24 protein-coding genes are annotated in these 24,811 nt (G+C 34.9%); 8 read left to right on the forward strand and 16 right to left on the reverse strand.

Annotated features, from left to right (window positions below; all coding sequences use genetic code 11):
* Positions 1–245: 245 nt before the first annotated feature.
* Positions 246–494: a redox-active disulfide protein 2 gene (locus QWY86_RS14675; protein ID WP_290243094.1), complete on the forward strand. Its 249-nt coding sequence runs from the start codon at positions 246–248 to the stop codon at positions 492–494.
* Between the two features lie 8 nt (positions 495–502).
* Complete coding sequence (locus QWY86_RS14680; RefSeq protein ID WP_290243095.1) at positions 503–961, forward strand: SRPBCC family protein; 459 nt, start codon at positions 503–505, stop codon at positions 959–961.
* 13 nt (positions 962–974) lie between these two features.
* Here QWY86_RS14680 and QWY86_RS14685 read toward each other — a convergent pair whose 3' ends face one another.
* Positions 975–2,195 carry a glycosyltransferase family 4 protein gene (locus tag QWY86_RS14685; protein WP_290243096.1) on the reverse strand — a complete coding sequence of 407 codons (1,221 nt, stop codon included), beginning with the start codon at positions 2,193–2,195 and terminating at the stop codon, positions 975–977.
* Between the two features lie 3 nt (positions 2,196–2,198).
* Positions 2,199–2,807 carry a ribonuclease HII gene (rnhB, locus tag QWY86_RS14690; protein WP_290243097.1) on the reverse strand — a complete coding sequence of 203 codons (609 nt, stop codon included), beginning with the start codon at positions 2,805–2,807 and terminating at the stop codon, positions 2,199–2,201.
* 78 nt (positions 2,808–2,885) lie between these two features.
* Between rnhB and QWY86_RS14695 the strand changes: the two genes are divergently transcribed.
* Complete coding sequence (locus QWY86_RS14695) at positions 2,886–3,239, forward strand: TfoX/Sxy family protein (protein WP_290243098.1); 354 nt, start codon at positions 2,886–2,888, stop codon at positions 3,237–3,239.
* Here the strand turns inward: QWY86_RS14695 and QWY86_RS14700 are convergent.
* The 3 genes from QWY86_RS14700 to QWY86_RS14710 are packed head-to-tail and all read right to left on the reverse strand — an operon-like array spanning position 3,229 to position 6,462.
* A complete protein-coding gene (locus QWY86_RS14700) occupies positions 3,229–4,371 on the reverse strand; it encodes an ABC transporter permease (protein ID WP_290243099.1) in 1,143 nt (380 codons plus the stop codon). The two genes, QWY86_RS14695 and QWY86_RS14700, sit on opposite strands and share 11 nt — an antisense overlap.
* Positions 4,371–5,507 (reverse strand): glycosyltransferase family 2 protein, encoded by a 1,137-nt coding sequence (locus QWY86_RS14705; protein ID WP_290243100.1) that lies wholly within the window; start codon positions 5,505–5,507, stop codon positions 4,371–4,373. Before QWY86_RS14705 ends, QWY86_RS14700 begins: the two co-directional genes overlap by 1 nt.
* Positions 5,485–6,462, reverse strand: a complete 978-nt coding sequence (locus QWY86_RS14710; protein ID WP_290243101.1) for a lysylphosphatidylglycerol synthase transmembrane domain-containing protein — start codon at positions 6,460–6,462, stop codon at positions 5,485–5,487. Before QWY86_RS14710 ends, QWY86_RS14705 begins: the two co-directional genes overlap by 23 nt.
* A 41-nt stretch (positions 6,463–6,503) precedes the next feature.
* On the opposite strand from QWY86_RS14710, the gene ruvC reads away from it, so the two are divergent.
* Complete coding sequence (ruvC, locus tag QWY86_RS14715; RefSeq protein ID WP_290243157.1) at positions 6,504–7,091, forward strand: crossover junction endodeoxyribonuclease RuvC; 588 nt, start codon at positions 6,504–6,506, stop codon at positions 7,089–7,091.
* A gap of 37 nt (positions 7,092–7,128) precedes the next feature.
* Here the strand turns inward: ruvC and QWY86_RS14720 are convergent, their stop codons facing one another.
* The 3 genes from QWY86_RS14720 to QWY86_RS14730 form a co-directional block, all read right to left on the reverse strand.
* The gene (locus QWY86_RS14720) at positions 7,129–7,968 is read right to left on the reverse strand and encodes a DUF4349 domain-containing protein (RefSeq protein WP_290243102.1); all 840 of its coding nucleotides are present in this window, start codon (positions 7,966–7,968) and stop codon (positions 7,129–7,131) included.
* A 432-nt stretch (positions 7,969–8,400) separates the two neighbouring features.
* Positions 8,401–8,619 (reverse strand): hypothetical protein, encoded by a 219-nt coding sequence (locus tag QWY86_RS14725; RefSeq protein ID WP_290243103.1) that lies wholly within the window; start codon positions 8,617–8,619, stop codon positions 8,401–8,403.
* Positions 8,620–8,677: 58 nt separating this feature from the next.
* Complete coding sequence (locus QWY86_RS14730; RefSeq protein ID WP_290243104.1) at positions 8,678–9,442, reverse strand: 5'-nucleotidase, lipoprotein e(P4) family; 765 nt, start codon at positions 9,440–9,442, stop codon at positions 8,678–8,680.
* Positions 9,443–9,608: 166 nt separating this feature from the next.
* Between QWY86_RS14730 and QWY86_RS14735 the strand changes: the two genes are divergently transcribed.
* Positions 9,609–10,316, forward strand: a complete 708-nt coding sequence (locus tag QWY86_RS14735; RefSeq protein ID WP_290243105.1) for a hypothetical protein — start codon at positions 9,609–9,611, stop codon at positions 10,314–10,316.
* Between the two features lie 87 nt (positions 10,317–10,403).
* Here the strand turns inward: QWY86_RS14735 and atpG are convergent, their stop codons facing one another.
* The 7 genes from atpG to QWY86_RS14770 form a co-directional block, all read right to left on the reverse strand.
* Positions 10,404–11,291: an ATP synthase F1 subunit gamma gene (atpG, locus tag QWY86_RS14740; protein WP_290243106.1), complete on the reverse strand. Its 888-nt coding sequence runs from the start codon at positions 11,289–11,291 to the stop codon at positions 10,404–10,406.
* A gap of 85 nt (positions 11,292–11,376) precedes the next feature.
* Positions 11,377–12,951: a F0F1 ATP synthase subunit alpha gene (atpA, locus tag QWY86_RS14745; protein ID WP_290243107.1), complete on the reverse strand. Its 1,575-nt coding sequence runs from the start codon at positions 12,949–12,951 to the stop codon at positions 11,377–11,379.
* Positions 12,952–13,187: 236 nt separating this feature from the next.
* Positions 13,188–13,727 (reverse strand): ATP synthase F1 subunit delta, encoded by a 540-nt coding sequence (gene atpH, locus QWY86_RS14750; protein ID WP_290243108.1) that lies wholly within the window; start codon positions 13,725–13,727, stop codon positions 13,188–13,190.
* A 102-nt stretch (positions 13,728–13,829) separates the two neighbouring features.
* Positions 13,830–14,324, reverse strand: coding sequence for a F0F1 ATP synthase subunit B (locus tag QWY86_RS14755; protein WP_290243109.1), 495 nt, complete (start codon positions 14,322–14,324; stop codon positions 13,830–13,832).
* 90 nt (positions 14,325–14,414) lie between these two features.
* Positions 14,415–14,621 (reverse strand): ATP synthase F0 subunit C, encoded by a 207-nt coding sequence (atpE, locus tag QWY86_RS14760; protein ID WP_010601523.1) that lies wholly within the window; start codon positions 14,619–14,621, stop codon positions 14,415–14,417.
* A gap of 37 nt (positions 14,622–14,658) precedes the next feature.
* The gene (gene atpB / locus QWY86_RS14765; protein ID WP_290243110.1) at positions 14,659–15,858 is read right to left on the reverse strand and encodes a F0F1 ATP synthase subunit A; all 1,200 of its coding nucleotides are present in this window, start codon (positions 15,856–15,858) and stop codon (positions 14,659–14,661) included.
* A 511-nt stretch (positions 15,859–16,369) separates the two neighbouring features.
* The gene (locus QWY86_RS14770) at positions 16,370–16,594 is read right to left on the reverse strand and encodes an AtpZ/AtpI family protein (RefSeq protein ID WP_290243111.1); all 225 of its coding nucleotides are present in this window, start codon (positions 16,592–16,594) and stop codon (positions 16,370–16,372) included.
* Positions 16,595–16,704: 110 nt separating this feature from the next.
* On the opposite strand from QWY86_RS14770, the gene porW reads away from it, so the two are divergent.
* From porW to uvrC, 3 genes are all read left to right on the forward strand, one after another.
* Complete coding sequence (porW, locus tag QWY86_RS14775; protein ID WP_290243112.1) at positions 16,705–19,485, forward strand: type IX secretion system periplasmic lipoprotein PorW/SprE; 2,781 nt, start codon at positions 16,705–16,707, stop codon at positions 19,483–19,485.
* A 54-nt stretch (positions 19,486–19,539) separates the two neighbouring features.
* Entirely contained in the window at positions 19,540–21,762 is a 2,223-nt protein-coding gene (locus tag QWY86_RS14780; protein ID WP_290243113.1) for a transglycosylase domain-containing protein, read from the forward strand.
* A gap of 206 nt (positions 21,763–21,968) precedes the next feature.
* Positions 21,969–23,771: an excinuclease ABC subunit UvrC gene (gene uvrC / locus QWY86_RS14785; RefSeq protein WP_290243114.1), complete on the forward strand. Its 1,803-nt coding sequence runs from the start codon at positions 21,969–21,971 to the stop codon at positions 23,769–23,771.
* A 130-nt stretch (positions 23,772–23,901) separates the two neighbouring features.
* Here the strand turns inward: uvrC and porN are convergent, their stop codons facing one another.
* Positions 23,902–24,807, reverse strand: a complete 906-nt coding sequence (porN, locus tag QWY86_RS14790) for a type IX secretion system ring subunit PorN/GldN (protein WP_290243115.1) — start codon at positions 24,805–24,807, stop codon at positions 23,902–23,904.
* Between the last annotated feature and the right edge of the window lie 4 nt (positions 24,808–24,811).

Here is a 24,811-nt window from a genome sequence, read left to right on the forward strand (position 1 = left end):
TCCTTTTTCAAGGAGGGGCAGGGGTGGTTTTTTAAATTAACAAATAACCCACAAGATTTTCCAAACTTAACTAGAAAGGTTTACCCAACTAAAATAGACCTGATAGAGCGAAAAGCCCTCACCCCGATTTTTTTTATCGGGAGCGGACTTGCAGTGATAGCGAGACTTTCGAAACCGAAATGCACCAAAGCTTGCTCTTCAAAAAAGAATTATTTTCTTAACTTCACTACTAAACTACAAGTACTATGAACACAAAGAAATACAATGAAATGAGCACCGAGGAATTGGTCAAGACGGAGAAATCGATGAAAAGCATTACAGCAATGTTAGGTGGAGCTCTGTTGGTATTAATTGTAATAAATATTTTCTTGGCTTTTAAAAAAGGTTTTAGCGCAATTTCTGTTGTACCAATTGCACTAATTCCAATTTTCATTATGAATTTTGGCAATCTAAAAGCGATTAAAGAGGAACTTAAATCGAGAGATAACATATAAATATTTAAATGGCGACTTCCATTATTTCATCTATCCCAGAAACCGAAATTGTAAGTTCGAGGACTGTAAATTACCCGATAAATTTAGTTTTTGAAGCATTTTCCGATCCGAACCATTTAAAAAATTGGTGGGGTCCGACTGGTTTTACAAATACTTTTAACGAATTCGATTTCAGGGAAGGTGGAAAATGGAGCTTTGTAATGCATGGGCCAGATAAGGGAAATTACCCGAATGAATGTAAATTTATTAAAATTGATGCACCAAATTTAATTGCATGGAAACGGTTCTCGAAACCACTTTTTCAAGTTCTTTTTACATTTGAAACAGCAGAAAATAATACAAAAATTGTATTTAAAATGTTGTTTGATACTGCTAAGGAATGTGATAAATTAAGACCTATCGTGGAAGATAAGAACGAGGAAAATTTTGATAAGTTGGAAAAGGTGCTAGAGAGTTTAGCAGATTGATTCCAGAACAATCTTAGTTCGTAATCAGTTCATCATATACTTTAAGCATGTTACCGGCAACAAAATGTACACCATGTTCATTTTCGACAGTTTTTCTGGCGTTTTCGCCAATTTCAAGCCATCTTTTTGGATTAATAATGCACTGAAGAATGGAACGGTAAAATTCATCGGCAGAGTTTGCAATTAAAATATCGTGCCCATGCCTGCAGTTTATACCCTCGGCTGCGGTTGGCGTTGCTATTATGCACTTTTTCATTGCCATACCTTCTATAATTTTTACCCGCATTCCTGTACCAGAAATTAAAGGTACAATCATAATCGCTTTCGAATTCATAAACTCTACTGCATCAAAAACTTCGCCTTCTACAATCAGATTGTCGGAATCATATTCAAAAAAATGCTTCTGCATATTTTTTCCGGCAATGTAAAAGCGAAGGTCTTTATTTAGTTTTTCGATATCAGGCCAGATATCATCTAAGAACCATTCCAGGCCTTCCTGATTTGGTCGCCAATCCATTGCCCCCAAGTGGAAAAGTGTTGGAAAACTGGTTTTACTGCTGTCGATTTTATAGTTTTCCAAATCAATAGCAACCGGAAAAACCGACATTGGTATTTCGCAGCCAAACATTAAAATGCTTTGTCTATCGGGCTCGCTAATGGCAAAAATATGGTGAAAGCGATTGATTTGTTCGGTTTCGTAAGCCTTTAAACGTTGGGCTAAAAACGCAAGGTATTTTCTACGGATGAGAAAGCTTTCTGAATGGGAACGTCGCTCCCACATGGTAAACTCAATGTTATGTGCCCTGTAAATCAGCTTTGCGTTACTATTTGCTTTAACAATATCAAGATATGGCACAACAAATAACCCCTCGAATTGAATCACATCAAAAACGTTTTCACGAAGTACATTTTCCAAAATACGAGCAGCTTCTTCATCATAATACCTGGAAACGTTATAAGATTCGTTTGTGAAAATGTTAAAAAATGCTGACCAGATATTTACTTCGGTGTCCAAGTCGCAACTGTGATATTTTATTTTTTCAAAAACCGGGTCGGTAATTTCTTCAATATCGATTCTTGAATTTGCAGGATTTAAACTAAACAAAGTAATATCTGCACCAAGTTGAAGCAAGCCTTTTATGGTGTTGTAAACCACAATTGGATAGCCGCTGTTTGGCGGAAATGGAACCCGTTTAGTAATCAGCAAAATTTTCACAATGTTGTGAAAATACAAAATTTACACGTTTTTTGAAAACAATTCGAGCTGTGGTGCGCTCACATTAAATGTTTTACGGTGAAATGGTGAAAGTCCGATTTCGAGAACAGCTTTTCGATGTGCAATGGTTGGATAACCTTTATTCTTACCCCAATTATAATGTGGAAAATCTATATGCAGGTTGGTCATGTATTCATCGCGATGCGTTTTAGCAAGAATCGAAGCTGCTGCAATATTCAGATATTTACCATCACCTTTTATAATGCAACTGTGTGGAATTTCAGGGTAAGCTTTAAAGCGGTTTCCATCAATAACCAAATACTCCGGACGAGTATGAAGTTTTTCAACAGCTCTATGCATCGCCAGAAAAGAGGCATTTAAAATGTTTATTTTATCAATTTCTTCGTGATCGCAAGAGGCAACCGCCCAGGCTAAAGCTTCTTTTTCTATTATTGGGCGAAGTAAATTGCGTTGTTCGTGTGTTAGTTGTTTCGAATCATTTAAACCCTCCAGTACAAATCCTTTTGGCAAAATTACGGCTGCCGCAAAAACAGGACCGGCCAAACAACCTCTACCCGCTTCATCGCAACCTGCTTCTAAAAATTCTTCCTGATAACAATTTAACAACATGACGCAAATTTAAAGAATAACGATTAATTTTTGCGTAACGGATGCGGATTGATTAAATTAGTTTTAAACAATCATTTAATGAAAAAATACAATGAAGCACTTGCCGTAAGAGTTGCGGAAAAATTGATGTACTTGCCTGATGTTGAAGAAAAAGAAATGTTTAGCGGCTTAGTATTTATGGTTGATGGAAAAATGTGCATTGGTGTTATGAAACAAGAACTAATGCTGAGAATAAATCCCAATGATGTGGAAAGCCTTGGTAATAAAGATGGTTGGGCAGTTATGGCAATGGGAGGTAAATCTATGAATGGTTATATCTTGGTTTCGGAAGATGTTTTAAACCGAAATGATGAACTGGATTTTTGGATTAAACTTGCTTTAGATTTTAATCCGCTTGCAAGGGCTTCTAAAAAGAAAAAAGCTAAACGCTAACGTTCTGCCCTTTAACATCAAAAGCATCGCGTAAGCCAATGGCTAAAACATTAAAAGCATAAACCGTTAACATAATGGCTAAACCAGGTAAAACTGCAAGGTAAGCGGCATCCATAATAATATATCCATAATGTTCTTTAATCATACTTCCCCAGCTTGGCATTGGTGGTTGTGCACCAAAACCTAAAAAACTTAAACCAGTTTCAAGCAAAATTGCCGAAGCAAAATTTGCAGATGCCACGACTAAGATTGGTCCGGCGATGTTTGGCAAAATGTGTTTTATGATCGTTCTGGCCGTACTAAACCCCAAAGCTCTTGCAGCTTCAACAAATTCAACTTCTTTAAGCGCCATTACTTGTCCGCGTACTAATCTGGCAACATCAACCCAGGTAGATAAACCAACGGCAATAAAAATTTGCCAAAAGCCTTTTCCTAAGGCAAAAGAAATTGCGATAACTAAAAGTAATGATGGCAGCGACCATACCACATTCATAAACCAGCTGATTGCTGCATCGGTTTTACCACCAAAATACCCAGCGATTGCCCCTAAACTTACACCTATAAACAGGGAGATTAGCACCGCAATTAAACCAACTGAAAGTGAAACGCGAATACCAAGAATTAATCTACTTAATAAATCTCGCCCATAAATATCTGTACCTAAGAGATAAGTTTGTGTATATATATTTTTTTGTGCAAATAAAGTTTCGGTATTACCAAGCTTACTGGGCAATGTGCAGTTATTACATAAATCTTTAAGTTTAAAAATGGTAGGATTAACGTTTTTTTCCTCACCTATATACTCATATGCATAAACCTCACCATTTAAAATTTTATAAGAAGTGATTGGGATGCTTTTAAACATCGGTTTTTGGCCATTTATCATTTTTTCGAAAAACCCAACTTTTTCAATGTTAGGATATCGTTCCACAATCATAAAAGTAAATGCTGCACCTGGTTTTGCCTTTGCAATTTGTACTTTTTGGTTGTTCGCGTTAGGAGAATCATCTGGCATAATCAGGTAACCCAAAATCCCCATCAGCATAAGTAATAGAATAAAGATAAGACCGCCAAGTGCAAGCTTATTTCTTCTAAATTTTAACCAAACCTTTTTCGATGGGCTATTATCCATTACTTAACCATTCTACCTTTCCAATTGTATTTGCCACTGTTGCCTGCGATACCAATAAAAATAATGTATAAAATATGAAGAACGTTTAAAATCGGGATTAAAAATAACAGCCTTCTTCTTTTTGCGAAACCTGTTATATCCCAAAGAAATAAACTTTCTAAAATCATTTTAACAATTAATTGATACAGAGTGATGGTTAAAAATCCCGGCAGGAATAAACCAGTAATAAAATTAGCCAAAATACTGAGGTTGAAAACCCACACAAATACACCCAATACAATTATGCCTTTATTTTTATACCGAGTACTTTTAGATGCCCAACGTTTTCTTTGTTGAATAAACGATTTTAAATTTTCTTTTGCATGCGTGTAAACAATTGCATCTCTATTTTTCAGAAAACCAATGTTGTGAGGATATTTTGCCGCTATTTTATGTAAAAGCAATTCATCATCGCCCGATGCCAAGTCATCAATTCCGGTAAAACCACCAACCTCATAAAATGTTGCTTTCTCATATGCCAAATTAGCGCCATTACAAGTAGATGGTTTTTTGTTGCCAATTGTAGATGCTCCTAAACCAATCAAATACAGAAATTCTAAAGATTGTAATTGTTCAAAGAAACTCTTCTCTTGAAAATAAGCCACAGGCGAAGAAATCATCTTATAATCTTTCTCCTGGTATAATGCTACAATTGCAGATAACCATTTAGGGCCCATTCTACAATCTGCATCAGTTGTAACGATCATGTTTCCTGAACAAGTTCCTATTGCTGTCTGAATTGCTTTTTTCTTATAAGAATTTAGGGCTTTATCTTCGTTAAGCTTTATTAGTTTAACATTTTTATCGGCATAGCTTAATACAATTTCTGCTGTTTTATCAGTAGAATGATCATCAATTATAATAATCTCGATTAACTGTTTTGGATAATCCTGAGCAATTAAATCATCGATTGTTTTACCTATGTTATCTTCTTCATCGCGGGCGGCCACAATGATAGAAACCTTAGTATCTAATTCTTTTCCTGAAGGATTAAAATAGATTAACTTATGCCATCCTCTTATAAAAAAGATAACCAGAAAACCATATACAAGTGTTAAAGAAGCAGAAAATAGACTAGTTAGATTTAGGATTTCCAAAAAAGTTGAGTTTAAAAACGAAATATGTGCCTAATATAGCAGGAATTATAATATTAATTAACCAAATGCTAGCTGTGCATGCAATTACGGCCACATCTTGTTTGGTTATAAAACTGAAAAAGTATGATGCAGTAACGCTTCTGATCCCGACATCAAATAAATCTAGTGATGGAAGTGTTGATTGTACAAAAAATAAAATGCAAATCATCATTATTATATCAAGATACTCGAGCCCGGGAATGAGCCAGGTAAAGAGAATGAAGTATTGAGAGCTAAAAACGAAATACCGGGCAAGGCAAAACATTAATATTTTAAATAATTCTTGCTTCCTGTATCGCCCTAAAATGCTGTAGAACTTTTTGTATTTTCTCGTGATTTTAAAGGATAGTAATATGCCATTAAGCCATCGAATGTTAAAATAGAAAATTAGAAAAAACAGACAAAAAACAACGACAACAATCAGAATTGCAAAGAATAATCGGTAATCTAACTTCATAAACCGATATATGAAGAAACTTAATGCAATAGCACCAAAAATGTTGGTTAAAACCAGCTGTCCAATATTACCAACAGCCATCGCAACAACCCCTACAATCCGCCTTTTGGGCGATAAAAAGAAAACCCTTCCTCCGTATTCTCCTAAACGATTCGGGGTAAAGATAGCTAGTGTTAATCCGCAAAAAACTGATTCAATTGCTCGGTAGAAGCTAATTTGTTCTATCCTTTGCATAAGAAATTTCCACTTCGCAGATTCAAGAAACCAGTTAACGAACATCAACAGAAACACAAAGCTGATAACACCGAAAATTTGTACTTGAGGAATATTTTTCAGAAGCTGCGTAAAATTCTGAAGATTTTCATTAGCCACCAGTTTATGGTAAATAAACCAAAACGCTAAAATTACGATGGTTGCTTTAACCAATATTGAAAATATTTTTTTGTTTCTGGTGGTCAAGTTGCTCTTTTTAGTTTGCAAATATGCTTAATATTGCTGGAATGTTGAGCGAAAAAAAGGAACGAGTGATTTTGGGGATTGACCCGGGTACAGCAGTTATGGGTTATGGAGTGATTTTGGAGAAGGGAAATAAAACAGAATTGCTGAGTATGGGTGTGGTAAAAATGACTCACTTAGACGATCCTTTTTTAAAACTTCAACGTATATTCGAAAAAACTGTAGTGCTAATTGACCAATATAATCCTGATGTTTTAGCAATAGAAGCCCCATTTTATGGCAAAAATATTCAGGTGCTTTTAAAATTAGGCAGGGCGCAAGGAACTGCAATTGCGGCGGCATTATCCCGTAATATATCTGTAACCGAATATTCTCCGCGTAAAATAAAACAATCAATAACCGGAAACGGAAATGCAACTAAAGAACAGGTAGCAGCCATGTTGCAACGCTTATTAAACTTTAAAGAAACACCCGAATTTTTGGATGCTACAGATGGATTGGCAGTTGCTGTTTGTCATTCCTTCCAAAAAATATCTTCAAGTGGAAAATCAAAAACTTATTCTGGTTGGGAATCCTTCGTAAGCGATAACAAGACAAAGGTTAAGGGTTTGGCAACAAAGGCTAAGAAATAAAATTGCCGTCGGCTAAAGCCAGACGGCAATGTGAATGTTAAACCCTTCTTGCTTTGTAATACTTAAACGCAATTACGCCCAAAACAGACGCTAAAATCAGCATCCACAAATTTGCAAGCGCTAGAATAACTTCCATAAAAATACTCCAGCCGTTAACAACATTTAACCATAAGCGAGTTACGAAAGCAGGTTTGTAGTCATAAATATTATCATTGGCAACAATCATGGTTTTGATGGTATTATCTTGATAGAAATTAAGGGTAATGGTACTAAACTTCACTTTGGAATCGATATTCATATTGTCGATTTTTCGGTCTACATAATCATCATTAAGTACTAAAGCCGACTCGATGTTTTCAGCTTTTTTTGATGGGATTTTACCAATCTGATTTGATGCGCTAACCCTATTTTGTGCTTTCATTTTGTTAGCAAGATAATTTAGGCTTTGGTCATCCATTTTCATAGAAGCATTATCTACAAAAACTGCCATTTCGGTAATTTTATTAGTAAAATCATCTAGTTTTTCGGATGGCACTTTAGCTACAACATAGCCTTCGGTACGATAGGAAGTAATTTCCTTTAATGAATCGGAAGATAGTTTGACTTTCTCGCTTTCTTGAATGTTACTTTGAATAGAAAATTCTGCCAAACTACCACCATTTGCCTTTATGGTTTCACTTAATTTTTGCTTGGTATTTTGAACATTTCTTACTCTAAACCGCATGTCTGCAGTTTTGATAATTTTTGATACTGCAGTATCTACAGATTGTTTGTTAAATTCGGCTACGCTAGTTGCATCAGCACTTTCGTCTCTTTTTTCGCTGTTGCAAGCAAACAAGCCTAAAATTATGGCTATAGCAATAATATTCCTTTTCATGATTCGATGGATTTAGTTTTTTAATCATTTTAAAATATTATCTAATGGCCATTAGATTTTTGTGACGTTTTTGGTTAGTTTAATCGTCTTTTCCCTTTATACGAAAAAGCGATTTAGGTAACCCATTAGGAATAATCTGCTGAAATTTTTGATTATTATTTTTTGATATTTAGCCACAGATTTTCTGATTAAAGCAGCATTTAATCTATAAGTTAGCTGACGGATTATGCTCCTAAAACATAAATAGAAAGGTTTAATAAGTAATCTAAACCTGACAGCAGCGGGCATCCCGATTTTTCATCGGGATAAAGCGAATGGCAGGACTATCGGTACAGAAAGGCACAGAAAATTGCTTTTCAAGTTAAATTATAAACAAAAAAGCCAATTATGTATCAAACATAATTGGCTCTTGTATTTAGAGAGAAAATATTTTTATGCGTCTAAAATTTTGAATACACCTTTAATTGCGATGATTGCACCAATGAATAAAATAATCCATGAGATTAAAGACATTTGCCAAGAATCTTGTGCGAAACGTAGATAAGTACCAACCATACAAACGAGTACGCCCAAAATCATTAATTTATAAATTCCCGGCTGATTTGCCGTTTGCATGCTTTCTGTATTGTGCTTTAAGTGGTTGTTCTCCATAATCTTAATTTTTATGATGCAGCAAAAGTAATATTTTATTGCCGAATATTTGTAAAGTTTAGTAACTTTTTAATCGTTCTAAACGTTGTTTCGCTTTATCCTTATCATTTAGGTTTTCGCCCTTATACAAAGGCTTTTCCCAATCGCCATACATTGGGTTGGGCAGTACAATATATTTTACACCAAACAATGTTTGATTTGCTTTAACCTCTTGAGTTGTATTTTTATTTTCGCGATAAAAAACGTTGGAAAAATCACTCAAATTATCGCCACAAAGCATTAAAATATTATGTGTTTCGGCAATTTTTTGGCGGCGAGGTTCTTTGTTTGATGTGCCTTTAGAAACTAATAAATGTGCATCATCGGCATAAGGGAAACCGAATTTCTGTAAGTTTTTAAGCGTTGCGGCATAATCTTTTTCATCGCGGTTACTTAAATAAAAAGTTTCGATATTTTTAGAAGCAGCAAATTTCAAAAATGCCAATGCACCAGGAACGGTATCAGCCTGTGCCAAGTTTGTCCATTCAGTCCAATCGCTTGGATTATAACTTAAACCTTTCTTAATTTCATGCCCTTGAAACGGAGAATTATCTAAAACAGTTTCATCTATATCTACAATTACACAATTTGGCTTTTTACTTGTATCTGCCCATAAGGCTTCCTTTAGTGATAAACGGGCAAAATTATAAGCCTGGAAACACAAGGCTTTGTATTCACCAGATGTTTGCTGCCAAAGTACGGCATTGGTGTAATCTCTTGCTGGCGATTGAGCTTTGACAAAAAACGGGACAAAAGCTAATATGATAAAAATGTATTTTTTCATATGATGAAATTAAATCTCAAAGATAAGTCCTAATAAACAGATTGCAGATTTTATTTATAAAACCGCTTTGGTAACATTAGTATTAAAGTCAGGAATTATTCAAACGACTACTTTGTTAGTTAAAGGTTTTTATTAGATTTGAAGCACACACAAATAAAATCAAACTATGAAGATTAAAAATTTACTAAGGCTAAGTATGGCCTTACTAGTTCTTGCTGCCTGCAAAAAGGAAAGCCCAATCGAACCTCCCGTAGAGAAGCCTGATCTATTAACTTTATTAGGAGATTCAGCTTCCTACACCATCGATGGCAAATTAATTAAAGTTAATAAGGTAAATTCGTTTGGTGGATTTAATCTGCAACCTAATTCAAAAGTAGATTCCATTGTTAAATATGCACAGTACATTTCTGGAGATAAGGATTCTATTATGTATGGTCAACGTTACGATATCCATGATGTAGATTATAACAATCAAATAAGCGTTGTTTTTGCTAAGAAATTTAATAAGAATAACATGAACAGCAATAATAGTCTTTGGTCTAACACACCTAAAAATTATTTAGAAATGTTTTATACTGGTAATTACCAATATGCTGTAGATCTTTACAAGGAAAACACTCAAAATGGAATAGCTATTTTTGTTCGCAAAGAAAGGCAATCATTTAAAACTAGTGGTCCCGATTATTTTGGAAGAGCAACAACGATTACTAAAGACGCTCAAAAGGATTCGAAATTTGAGGTCATTAAGCTTAACAAGCTAAAAAATGGCGGATACATGTTAGAAGCTAAGTTTACAGCTACTATTTTTGATGACCAAGAAAAACCTAAAAAAATAGAAAATGGTTATTTAAGATTAAAATTAAATATACTTTAAAAAGAAAATCCCATTTCAATTAAGAAATGGGATTTTTTTATGCGTTCTATCAACTCAAGACTTTCGACTTAAGCTTTCAGACTGTTTTTATCCATTCAATGCTGCTGCACCACTTACAATCTCAGTTAACTCAGTTGTAATAGCTGCCTGTCGAGCTTGGTTATAAGAAAGTTTTAAGGCTTTCAATAATTCACCAGCGTTTTCAGTTGCTTTATCCATTGATGTCATACGTGCGCCGTGCTCAGATGCGTGTGAATCCAACACCGCTTTGTATAACTGAATTTTAATTGACTTAGGGATTAATTGCTCAACAATTTCTTCTTTAGAAGGCTCTAAAATATAATCAACATTGGTTGATTTAACTTCAGTTTTAGCAGTTTCATCAGCCTTTTGAAGCGGCAATAATTGCTCGGTAGTAATGTATTGAACAGCTGCATTTCTGAAACGATTATACACAACTTCTACCCTATCAAATTCACCTTTCTCAAAACCAGCCATAATCGCATCAGTAATTTTAGTTACGTTCTCGAAAGTTAAGGCAGAGAAAATTTCGTTGTTGTTACCAATAACGTTGTATTTACGTTTCTCGTAAAAATCCTGAGTTTTTTTACCGATAGAAATAATGCTCACATTACCATTCTGTAATTGCTTACTATATTTCTCAGCAATTAAATTATTGGCCGCTTTAATTACGTTCATGTTAAAAGCTCCGGCCAAACCACGGTTTGATGAAACAGTAACAATTAAAACCTTATTAGGCTCACGCTCTTGAATAAAAGGCGATGAAGAACCTTCTAAACTTGCAGAAAGATTTTCTAAAATCTCTTTCAGTTTAGTTGCATAAGGACGTAAAGCGATAATTGCATTGGTAGCACGTTTCAACTTCGCTGCCGAAACCATTTTCATAGCTTTGGTAATTTGCTGTGTTGATTGTACCGATGCAATCCGGTTTCTTACTTCTTTTAAATTAGCCATTTTTTAAGTATCGAGTATTAAGTATCAGGTATCAAGATTGGATTGTTCCCAGTCTTGATACTTGATACTCGCTACTTGTATCTAATTAGTATTTACTTGAAATCTCTTTTGCTACTGTATCTAAAACACCAGTAATGGTATCATCAAATTTACCAGCTTTTAACGCCGCTAAAGTTTCAGGATGACGCATTTCCAATTGAGTTAAATATTCAGTTTCGAATTCTTTTACTTTATCAACTGGTACGCTACGCATTAAATTTTTAGTACCTGCATAAACAATAGCAACTTGTTTTTCTACTGTAAAAGGAGAAAACTGTGCTTGTTTTAACATTTGTACGTTACGTGCACCTTTATCTAATACAGATTTTGTTGCAGCATCTAAATCAGAACCAAATTTAGAGAAAGCCTCTAACTCACGGTATTGAGCCTGGTCTAATTTTAAAGTACCAGCAACTTTTTTCATCGATTTAATCTGAGCATTACCACCCACACGAGATACCGAAATACCTACGTTAATAGCCGGACGAATACCTGAGTTAAACAAGTTCGACTCTAAGAAAATCTGACCATCAGTAATCGAAATTACGTTAGTTGGAATATATGCAGAAACGTCACCAGCTTGTGTTTCGATAATTGGAAGTGCTGTTAATGAACCACCACCTTTTACAAGATGTTTGATTGATTCTGGCAAATCGTTCATTGCTTGTGCAATATCATCGTTTGCGTTAATTTTCGCAGCTCTTTCTAATAAACGACTGTGTAAGTAGAAAACGTCACCTGGATAAGCCTCACGACCTGGAGGACGTTTTAATAATAATGATACCTCACGGTAAGCAACAGCTTGTTTAGATAAATCATCATAAACAATTAAAGCTGGTCTACCCGTATCACGGAAAAACTCACCAATTGCCGCACCAGCAAACGGAGCGTAAAACTGCATTGGAGCAGGGTCAGCAGCCGAAGCAGCAACAACAACTGTGTATGGTAAAGCACCGTTCTCCTCTAATGTACGTACAATGTTTGCAACAGTAGAGTTTTTCTGACCAATTGCTACATAAATACAGAACACAGGTTGACCTGCTTCATAAAATTCTTTTTGGTTGATAATGGTATCGATACAAACAGCAGTTTTACCAATCTGACGGTCGCCAATAACCAACTCACGTTGACCACGACCAATTGGAATCATCGCATCGATTGCTTTAATACCAGTTTGTAAAGGCTCATTTACCGGCTGACGAAAAACCACACCTGGAGCTTTACGCTCTAAAGGCATTTCATAAGTATCACCTAAGACTGGACCTTTACCATCTAAAGGCTCACCTAAAGTATTAACAACACGCCCAAGCATGCCTTCACCAACTTTAATAGAGGCAATTTTTTTAGTACGTTTAATTGTATCACCTTCTTTTATCTCGTCAGATGCACCCAAAAGTACCACACCAACGTTATCTTCTTCAAGGTTTAATACAATGCCTTGCAGGCCGTTTGCAAATTCAACCAACTCACCCGATTGAACTTTAGTTAAACCGTAAACACGGGCAATACCGTCGCCCACTTGCAACACGGTACCAACTTCTTCCAGTTCGGTTTCTGATTTGAAGCCCGCCAATTGCTGTCTGATAATTGCCGATACTTCGTCTGGTCTTACCTCTACCATAATTTTAATTTATATCTTTTTGTAAATGTAAATCTTGTACTTTTTTGTTATTCCAGTCCCGCTTTCTGCTATATTTTTTGTCCTTCGACTACGCTCAGGATGACAAAAATACCGCTCCCAATCGGGTTTATATTTTTAAGCAAGTAGTTCTTTTGTTATTTCTGTATCCCCTCAATTTTCAAATCTCAAATTCCAATTTTCAAATCTTGATACTTGATACTAAATACTCGATACTACTAAACCGCAAATTCCTTTTTAAGTTTATTTAAACCGCTTGCAATACTCGCATCAAACTGTTTATCACCAACTTTTAAAATAAAGCCACCAATAAGTTTTTCATTAACTTTTTCATTAATAATAACTTGTTTAGCGCCCAATTCTCTTTTTACAATTGCAACAACTTGTTCTTTAGCCTCCGCACTTAAAACAGTTGCCGAAGTAACATCAGCAGTAACAATTCCATTTAATTTGTTATACTGCTCTATAAATTGTTTTGCAGTAGCAAATAAGATAGCCGAACGACCTTTACTTACTACAATTTTAAAATAAGCAATCGTTAACTTACTTACTTTATCAGCAAAAACACCGTTTAAAATACCTGTCTTTTTATCTAAAGGCACAATTGGGTTTTTCAATATCGCTTCTAATTCAGGGGTTTCATCAACCGCCTTTTCAAATAAAACCATATCATTATAAGTAGATTCTAAAGCGTTGTTTTCAACAGCTAAATCTATTAATGATTTGGCATACCTGCCTGCAACTTTAATTTCTGACATATTTTGAGTTGTAAGTTGTAAGTGATAAGTTGTAAGTTATAATTGCGGTTAACCCTAAACTATAAGCCCAATACTTAAAACTTAAAACGTAATACTTATAACTTAATTTAATTCAACGCCTTTTAACAAATCAGCAACTAAAACTTCTTGTTTAGCCTTATCATCTAACTGGTTACGTAAAACACGTTCAGCAATTTCTAACGATAAAGTAGCAACCTGACCTTTAACTTCAGCTAAAGCAACTTTCTTTTGGTTTTCGATTTCGATTTTAGCTTTCTCAATCAATTTAGCACCTTCAATCTGAGCTTGTTTTTTAGCTTCATTCAAAATGCTATCTTTCAAAGTTTTAGCTTCTTTCAAAATTTCATCGCGTTCAGCACGTGCTTGTTGCATTAAATCTTGATTTTGGCTGGTTAAACGAGCCATTTCTTGTTTTGCCAACTCAGCTTTGTTCAAAGCATCATCAATACTTTGCTCACGCTCGTGGATAGCTTTCATAATAGGTTTCCAGGCAAATTTACCCAATAAGAAAACCAATACTAAAAACGCAATGGTATTCCATACCAACAAGCCAATTTCAGGAACTAATAAATCCATCTTATATAATTAATATTCTTTTAACAACGTAATTTAAACAAGAACCTTAGCGGCAATCCCGCAAAAGGTTCTTGTATTTTTTTTCTTTGATTATTTTGCAATCAAAGAAACTACTACTGCGAATAAAGCAACCGCCTCGATAAAGGCTGCAGCGATAAGCATAGCAGTTTGAATTTTTGAAGCGGCTTCTGGTTGACGAGCAATAGATTCCATTGCAGATCCACCAATTTTACCGATACCTAATCCAGCGCCTATTGCAGCTAAGCCTGCGCCGATTGCAGCTAATGTTCCAGTCATTTTCTGATTTATTTATATTAATTTAACAATAATGTTCTTAGTGGTGTTCCTCTACAGCCATACCAATAAATAAGGCCGAAAGAATCGTAAATATAAACGCTTGAATAAATGCAACCAGGAATTCAATTAAGCCAATAAATACAGCAAAGAAAATTGAAGCAGGAGCAATCCAAAGCGAATTAAAAATAAAAATTAAGCATAGTAAAGACATTACCAAGATGTGACCAGCAGTAATGTTTGCAAATAGCCTGATTGCAAGTGCGATTGGTTTAGTAAAAATACCAAAAATCTCTACAGGAATCATTAATGGCTTTAACCACCAAGGCACAGGAGGATTAAGAATGTGTCCCCAGTAATATTTGTTTCCTTTAAAAGTGATGATTAAAAATGTACAAGCAGCTAAAACAACAGTTAAAGCAATGTTACCAGTTACGTTTGCACCACCCGGAAAAAATGGAACCAAACCTAAAATATTATTTAACCAGATAAAGAAAAATACCGATAATAAGTACGGCATGAATGCAGCGTATTTATGCCCTAAGTTTGGTCTGGCAATATCATCACGAACAAATAAAATAATCGGCTCTAAGAAAGATTGCATTCCTTTCGGTGCTTTACCTTGTCTTTTCTTGTAAGATGATGCAACAATTGTAAATACAATTACCAATAAAACTACTGATAAAAGCATACTGAAAACATTCTTAGTTACAGAGAAATCAAGTGGGCGAGCATTTGTTACAACTTCAGCACCATCTTTAATTTCGTGAGACACAAAAGCACCATGCTCATTTGCCGTAGCGTTAGCATAATAAATCTTATTGTGCGCCATCGCAAAACGCTGACCATTTTTTTCTACAACTTGAGTTCCATCATCATTAAATTTAAAATCTGATGAACTAAAAGTTACCAAACCACTATTAGTCCAAAGTATAATTGGCAAGTGTAAATGAAAACCATGTTCACCATGACCAAAAAGCGTAAAATAATGACTATCGCTAATGTGATGAAAAATGAATGAAGTAATATCAAAACCTTTTTCTTTTTCCTCATGTGCTTCAGCATGATTAACAACAGCACCAGCTTCTTGAGTAGCAGCTACAGCAGTATCTACAGGTAACGACGAAACACTATCAACTTGACCGAAAGTATTATTTTTGATAGATAAAAACGCTGTTAAAAGCGTAAAAACAACAATTACCTTAACAACTTTCGACATAAAAACTTGGTTAAAATCCATTTATTGGCAGTTTTTTACTTTAAATTTTGGTGGCGCAAGTTACGTAACAAACAGTACATTTCAAAGGCTGTAAACAATAAATAAAGAGAAAAAAAATTTACAACAAAGAGAACTCCGTTTTCCTTTGTATTTATACTGTAAATCAGCACAAAAGCCATACAAAAAATCATCTTCAAAATTACAGAACCCAAAATAGCCATAACTCCGGCCTCAGGATTTCTGTTTATACCCACATAAGCTAACAAATAAGCGATATAGGTGATACCAGCTAAAAACCCAAAAATTAACCAAAAGCTGCCTACCAGGATCTGATAACCAGGCAAAACTAAAGGCACAGCTACCGCTAAGCAAATCAGCAAACCAACAAGAATAAAGAAATAGCTGGTGAATTTGGTTAGGGTCAATGCAGATAGATATTTTTAAGTTATTTAAACTTCTGCAAAGATAAGATTTTTAAAATCAAGTAACTAACTCAACATTTGAATTGTTGAAAATTTATCAACCAACATGCTTAAGGCTTTGTGATTTGCCTTATTGCCTGATATAAACCCAATGCCACCCCTACTAATGCAAAAATTGCAGTAATTAGGTTCGAATTATTTTTTTGATGCTCATCTATTTTATAACCTATAAAAGTTAAAAGCCCAATCGTAGCTATCATTTGAAATCCAATAGCAGAATATTTAGCTACCCCATTTAGCCTCTTACCATTATTGTCGTCTTTAGGTTTATCCATCGTTTAATATAATAAATAGTTAACTTTGATAAATTAAATGTATAGCTAAATAAAATAATTTTACTTACATTTTGTTAATTGTATATACAACTAAAAGCAATTATTAATACTTGAAAAAATATACCAGCAAAACTTTATCTCCCTTATTATTATTTATCGGCTTATTTCTTTTTGGCTGCGTAGCCAATAAAAATACAGCCATCGATCGCAAGATGCAAAATCTTACGGCTAGGTATAACTATATATATAATTCAAATGTTTTACTTACCGAATACAATGAAACGCTTTTACAAAGTTATGCAGATAATTACGGGCAAATTTTACCAGTTTATTTAGATCCTGAACCTCAGGTCAATTTAGTTTTATCACCGGGGATCGAGAATAAACAATTAGACGAGGTTATTACTAAAGGGCAAACCATCATAAACGAAAAAAGCTTTAGCAATTATATTGATGATTCATATATGCTGATGGGTAAGGCAAATTATTTAAAAGGAAATTATTTTATCTCATCAGAATATTTTGACTATGTAGCAAAAACTTACAACAATAATTTAAAAACATTTGTAATGGCCATGAATTGGAAAGCCAGAAGCCAGATGCAATTAAATAATATGGTTGTTGCTGATAAGATTTTAGACACAATGTTGCGAGCAGCGGATGATCTTAAAAAAGATATTGCTGAGCCACTAGCTACAACTGCTCAAATGCGTATTTATCAAAAAAGAAATAAAGAGGCCATTTTACTTTTGGAGAACGCGATAAGATTGGCAGATGAAAAGCAACTCCGTATTAGATGGCAATACATTTTGGCGCAATTGCAGGAAAAGGAAAAAGACTATCAAAATGCATTTATCAACTTTACGAAAGTAGAGAATAGCAATGCGCCCTTCGAAATGTATTTTCATGCTAATTTAAACCGCATTAAACTCCGGGCAATAATAAGTGGTTATAAAATAAATGAAGAGCAGGCGCTACTTGCCTTACTAAAAGATGATAAGAACTTCGATTACACCGACCAGATCTATTATCAGGTTGGAGAATTGTTTTACACCGAAGGTAATTTGGTAAAGGCCGAAGAAAATTACCAGAAATCTATCCAAAAAAGCACCAGAAATCAAAATCAAAAGGCTTTATCTTACCTAAAGGTTGCTGACATAAATTTTAAGGATATCAAAAATTACATCCGTGCAAAATTATACTATGATAGTGCAGTATCAATTCTACCGAAAAACTTTTCGGACTACGATAATATTGTTAAAAAAGCTAATAATCTGCAATATTTAGTAGATAGATATACCTTAATCTCAAAAGAAGATACAGCACAGTTTATTTCTCGTTTACCAGAAAGTGAAAGGGCAGCAAAAGTAAAGGATTATTTACGCCCGAAAGTTGAGCTTACTGAGCTTGCAAATACTACAGGAAACGATTTATTGAGTGACATTGCTTCGCCAAATCAATCGCTAAATCCTAATTTATCAAATGGTACTGGCAATACTTTCTATTTTAACAATAGTGTAGCCATTAGTAATGGTTTTGCCGATTTCAAGAAGCGTTGGGGCAATCGCCAACTTGAAGATAATTGGCGCCAAAGTGTACGGTCATCTGCACAAGATAACAATCAGATTTTAGCTGGTGGTAATGTAGCAACTGGAATTAATCAAACAAATAATCCAAATACTGCAACAGATAATTCGCAAACCTCTATCGAAAATCAGTTTTTAGATAATTTACCTACAACGCCGCAGTTGCTTGCTGCATCAAATCAAAAAATTATTGATGCCTATTTCGAAATCGCAAGTTTTTACCAGCAGGAATTGAATGATATACCAGAAGCTAATAAAACTTACTTAGAGTTGTTAAGAAGATTTCCGGAGAATAACCACTTGGATGCAATTTACTACAGCTTATTCCTTAATTATAAAGATATCGATGCCAATAAATCTAACGAATACAGACAGCAGGTTTTAAGTAGATTTCCGGAATCAAATTTTGCTAAAACAATTCTCGATCCAGCTTATTCAGCTAAACAAGATCAGTTAGAAAACATTATTAACGAGCAATACAATAAGGTATATGATAATTATGCTCGCAAGGATTATGGAAATGTTGTTAAGCAGGTTAATGAAAATCTTCTTGCTTATCCGAATAGTGATTTAGCACCTCAATATGCTTATTTAAAAGCTATTGCTATTGGCAGGACATCGAAGGTTGATGCTCTACTTACAGAATTTAATTCAATAATAACCTTATATCCAAACGATATAATTATTGTTCCATTAGTTAGAGATCATTTGAAATATATTGATGCAAACATGGCAGAATTTAAACTGAGAAACGTGGCTCTGATTGATTTCGACTCAAATGAGCCTCGATTTCTTGCTCAAAATCCAATTGCTGATATTAAACCTAAACCCATTGAAAATATTAATGCTGCAGATGATAAACAGGTACAAATTATCACTAAACCAACTGATAAACAGGCTGAACCAATTGCAACTATTAAACCTGCAGAAAACAAACCAGCAAGCATTTTCAGCGCTGCTAATTCAAATACTTATTATTATGTTATAGATGTTGCAGATGCTTCCTTAACTTTGAGCTCTTCGAGATTTGGTATTGGACAGTTTAACAGAGGTAATTATCCAGATAACGATTTGGCCCATAAATTGGTAGAGTTAGATGATGACCAGCTTATTTACGTAACCAGTTTCGTAGATTTAGAAGATGCCAAAATTTACGAAGAAAGCATAAAAGGGCAATTGAAAAATATTATGAAAGTTCCGGCAACGAAGTATAAGAGCTTTATAATTAGTAAAGAAAATTTTGAGAAACTAACAGATAGAAATCGTATTAACGAATATCTAGAGTTTTACAAAAATAATTATTAAGATGTAGCCTAGTTGATTAAAACTTGGCTCATCACAAAAAACAATAAAACACGGATGAAAAAATCTATTTCAGAAGCTGATATTAAAAGATATAATTTAAGAATATGGAAAATTGTAATCGGAGGGATTGCAATATTTGCCATATTTATTTCAATGCTTGGATTTGGGCTTTTCGGAAGTTTGCCATCATTTAGAGATATTGAACACCCAAAAAGTAATCAAGCATCAGAAATTATTGCTGAAGATGGTAGACCCTTGGGTACATATTTTGTTCAAAATCGTTCTAACGTTACATACAAAGACATTTCACCCAACGTAATCAATAGCTTAATTGCAACTGAAGACACACGTTTCAAAGACCACTCGGGTATTGATTTCCAAAGAACGTTTACCATAATTGGTTATAATTTAATTGGCAAAAAACAAGGTGGAAGTACCATAACCCAGCAATTGGCACTTAATTTATTTTCTGAGGAAGGCAGGGAACGCAATTTCTTTAAGCGTGTAATGCAGAAGTTTAAAGAATGGGTTGTAGCAGTTAAATTAGAACGCAATTACACCAAAGAAGAAATTATTACAATGTACCTGAATACTGTAGATTTTGGTAATCAGGCTTACGGAATTAAATCTGCAGCAAGAGTTTATTTTAATACAACACCTGATAAATTAAGTATTACCGAAGCTGCAACCTTAGTTGGTATGCAAAAAGGCATTACCATGTACTCGCCTACCCGAAACCCTGAGCGCTCGAAGACTCGAAGAAATACGGTTATGGCTATGATGGTAAAATCTGACTACTTAACCCAGCAACAATTTGAAACTGAGCAGGCAAAGCCTTTAGGCTTACACTTTAATGCAGCTACCGTTAACGATGGTATTGCGCCTTATTTCCGTTCAGTTTTAAAAGCTGATATTAAAAATATTTTTGAGGAACAGGGCATAACAAAACCTGATGGAACACCTTATGATTTAGATAGGGATGGCTTAAAAATTTATACAACCATAAACTATGAAATGCAGGAATATGCCGAAGCTGCTCAAAAAGAATATATGAAAACGCTTCAGGCACAATTCATAAACAGTTGGAAAGGGCGAAATCCATTTAAAGATAAAGCCCTGCAAATTGAACAAGGCATAAAACGATCTGACCGTTATAAAGCTGCAAAATCGGAAGGTAAAACTGATGAAGAGATTAAAACTGATTTTAATACACCAACACAACTAACCATTTTTACATGGAAAGGAAATGTTGATACAACAATGAAACCTATCGATTCGGTTCGTTATTATAAAATGCTTTTGCGCAATGCGATGATGAGTATGGATCCATCTACAGGTTATGTTAAAGCCTGGGTTGGAGGTATTAATTTTGAGCATTTTAAATACGACCAGGTAAAAATGGGAACCAGACAAGTAGGTTCAACAGCCAAACCATTTACTTACGCCGTTGCTGTAGAAAATGGTTTTTCACCTTGTTTAAGTGTTCCGAATACGCCAGTTACAATAGAAGGATATGGCGACCCGTGGACACCAAAATCTTCTGGAAAACCACTGGAAGGTTCGATTACCCTTCAAAAAGCACTTGCTTATTCACAAAACTATGTTACGGCTTACTTAATGAAACAGGTTGGTCCTGTTGCAGTATCTACATTAGCTACAAAAATGGGCATACCGAATGTTCCGGCTTACCCTTCTATTGCGCTTGGTACATTCGATTCGTCAATTTATAACATGGTAGGCGCTTATGGAGCCTTCGCAAATAAAGGTGTTTATACTAAGCCGGTTTATTTACTCAGAATTGAAGATAAAAACGGTGTTGTTTTATTTTCTCAAAAGCCAATACCAAAACCAATAATGAGTGAGGAAGTTGCTTATGTCATGACCAGAATGCTTAAAGGCGTTGTGACAGGTGGTACAGGTTCAAGGTTAAATAGAAAATATAATGTAAATGCACCGATTGGCGGTAAAACTGGTACAACACAAAATAACTCCGATGGTTGGTTTATGGCAATAACGCCTCAACTGGTAACAGGTGTGTGGACGGGTTGTGAAGATCGTGCCTTTCACTTTATCAGTACAAGTCAGGGTGAAGGTGCAAACACTGCGCTACCAATTTTTGCTGGCTTTATAAAACGCGTATATGCAAATCCAAAGTTAAAAATCAGTCATGCCGATTTTGAAGCTCCAAAATCAGGAGTTTCTATTGTGTTCGATTGTAACCAATATCAACAACAGGAAGAAGGAACTACAGAGCTTGATGAGAAATTAGGCTTCTAGGTTTTTGCGTGAAGGATAGTAACGGAAAGCCCGCAATCCCGATTTTAAGCAGTGGTTTATATTTTAAATGTATGGCTTAAATCGTTCACAGGTTTAATCGGGAGCGGACTTGAAGTGAATAGCCTGACCCCTTGCGCAGCTTGGGGGCACGCCCAAATTTTTAAAAACACAAAACAAAATCCCGCATAAAATCTTAATTTGTATTAATGAGCAGTTTCGACCATAAAACAGCATTAACCGCAATACCACACAAACCAGGTGTGTATCAGTATTGGGATGCTGACGGAAAGCTGATGTACATTGGCAAGGCGAAAGATTTAAGAAATCGGGTTGGCTCCTATTTCAACGCTGATAAAAACCAATTTAATGGTAAAACCAGGGTGCTGGTGTCACGTATCAGAAAGATAACTTTTACTATTGTTGATACGGAAATTGATGCTTGGTTGCTGGAAAACAGCTTAATTAAAAAGCATCAACCAAAGTTTAATATCAACTTAAAGGACGATAAAACCTACCCTTGGATAATTGTTAAAAATGAGCATTTTCCGAGAATATATTGGACCAGAAAAGTTATTAAAGATGGTTCGACGTACTTTGGACCTTACGGTTCGATAGGAATGATGCATACAATTCTCGATTTAATTAAGGAAACTTATACATTACGTACTTGCAATTTACCTTTAAATGAGAAAAATATTGCCGAAGGAAAGTTTAAAGTTTGCCTTGAATATCAGATTGGGAACTGCAAAGGTCCTTGTCAGGCTTACCAAAGTGAAGCAGATTACGATAAAAATATAGGCGAGATAAAAGAAATTTTAAATGGCAAAATTGGCAATGTTATCCGTGATGTTAAAGGTGTTATCAAAAAAGCTTCAGAAGAATTAAATTTCGAACAGGCGCATCAATATGCAAGGCGATTAGAGGTTTTAGAGAAATACCAAAGTAAATCGACGGTTGTAAATAGTGCCATTACCAATGTAGATGTGGTAAGCATTGCTTCTGATGAACGTTATGCTTTTGTAAACTATTTAAAGGTGATGAACGGAACAATCATTCAAACGCAAACCATTGAGGTTAAAAAGCAGCTGGATGAAAGTGATGATGAGATTTTAACGTTAGCGATGTTAGATTTCAGAACTAAATTTAACAGCACTTCGAAAGAAATCATAGTACCTTTCGAGCTTTCTTTAGAAGATGAAAACCTGAAGTTTACAGTCCCAAAACTCGGTGAAAAAAAGAAGCTTTTAGAATTATCGCAAAAAAACGTGCTTTTCTTTAAAAAGGAAAAACTGAATCAATACGAAAAGTTGAATCCTGATTTAAGAGTTGACCGCATTTTAAGTACAATGCAAAAAGATTTGCGGTTAACGCAACTGCCAAAACATATCGAATGCTTTGATAACTCCAACTTTCAGGGAAAATATCCGGTTTCGGCAATTGTTGTTTTTAAAGATGCTAAACCATCTAAAAAAGATTACAGGCATTTTAATGTTAAAACGGTAGAAGGACCGAACGATTTTGCTACGATGGAAGAGGCTGTTTTTAGGCGTTATAGACGTATGTTAGATGAAGACCAGCCTTTGCCTCAACTTATTATAATTGATGGCGGTAAAGGTCAGCTATCATCGGCTGTTAAGAGTTTAAAAAGTTTGGGCATTTACAATCGGGTTACCGTTATTGGAATTGCGAAAAGATTGGAAGAATTATTTTATCCGGGGGATTCTTATCCACTTTATCTTGATAAAAAATCTGAAACCTTGAAAATTATTCAGCAATTGCGAGATGAAGCGCATCGTTTCGGCATCACCTTTCATAGAAAAAAACGCGACCAAGGCACCTTAAAAACAGAATTGGAACAAATTGGGGGTATTGGTAAAACAACAGCCGATAAGCTTTTAAAACATTTCAAATCTGTTAAGAAAATTAAAGAGGCTAGTGAAAAAGAACTTGCGGAGGTTTTGAATAAAAAGCAAACTATTACGCTATTAGATTACTTTAAACAAGAATAGAATTGTAGTCGTTACTTCGACGAACTAGCAATCTTTATAATAAATTTTCCGCTTTAAGATTGCTTCTTGCCTCGCAATGACGGATCTTATGAAAAGAAAAAGCTTCGATTTTCATCGAAGCCTTTTTACTTTAATATTCCCAAAGTCCTTGTTCGTAATCAAGAACCGACTTTTTAATTCTTTCAGATTCCATTAATCTTTCTCGTGGGTCTGAGATGATATCTCTTAACTTATTATCGCCTGGATTAGATTCTTTAACAATATAACTGCTAAATAATCTACGGATAAAGAAATCATCAAAACTCAATGTTGATGCATCATTATTCGTGTTAATTAATCTTTTGTGCGCAATAATAGGTCTTAACTCGTCATAGCTCACCCAAAAAACCGGCTGCCAAACTTTCGAAATATCATTGTATTTCAAAGGCGCAATACCAACAATACGTGGCTCAAAAATCCCACGTTTTGTATCGAAGATCCAATCCTCTTTTACACGGAATTTTAAAAATGATTCAGGATTAAAATCATTTACAACCGTAGTAACCGTACCAGTTTTATTATTTGAAACTTCTGAAGTCCCTAATGCGTTTCTGGCAGCTGAATCAGCGCTTAAAGGCGTATGAAATGCATCATCTTCATTTAAAGCACTATCAATTGGTGCATAAGCTGTTAATTCTTCTGCCTTAATTGAAGCAATCATCACATCAATTAATCTGGATTTTGGCGATTTAAGCACTGAATTTACAGTATCTCTCAAATCAATTTCTCTCCAGATACGCTTTGCATAAAACACATCTTCTTCACGTACATCAGCAAAAGGAACCATTTCGGTACTATCTATATCCTTACGGGCGTAAAAACCATCTTTCGGCGGTACCTTTAGTTTTTTCTTAACTGAAACTTTTTTAGTTGAATCTATTGGAGCGACAGTATTACCCGCAGCTTGTTGTACCGGTGTTTTCTTTTTTAAAGGCGTTTGGGCGTAAACCAATCCTGTTGATAAGACAAAAACCGCAAAGCTTAAAATCCTTTTCATCTTT

Source organism: Pedobacter aquatilis (assembly GCF_030409415.1).
Classification (GTDB): Bacteria; Bacteroidota; Bacteroidia; order Sphingobacteriales; family Sphingobacteriaceae; genus Pedobacter; species Pedobacter aquatilis.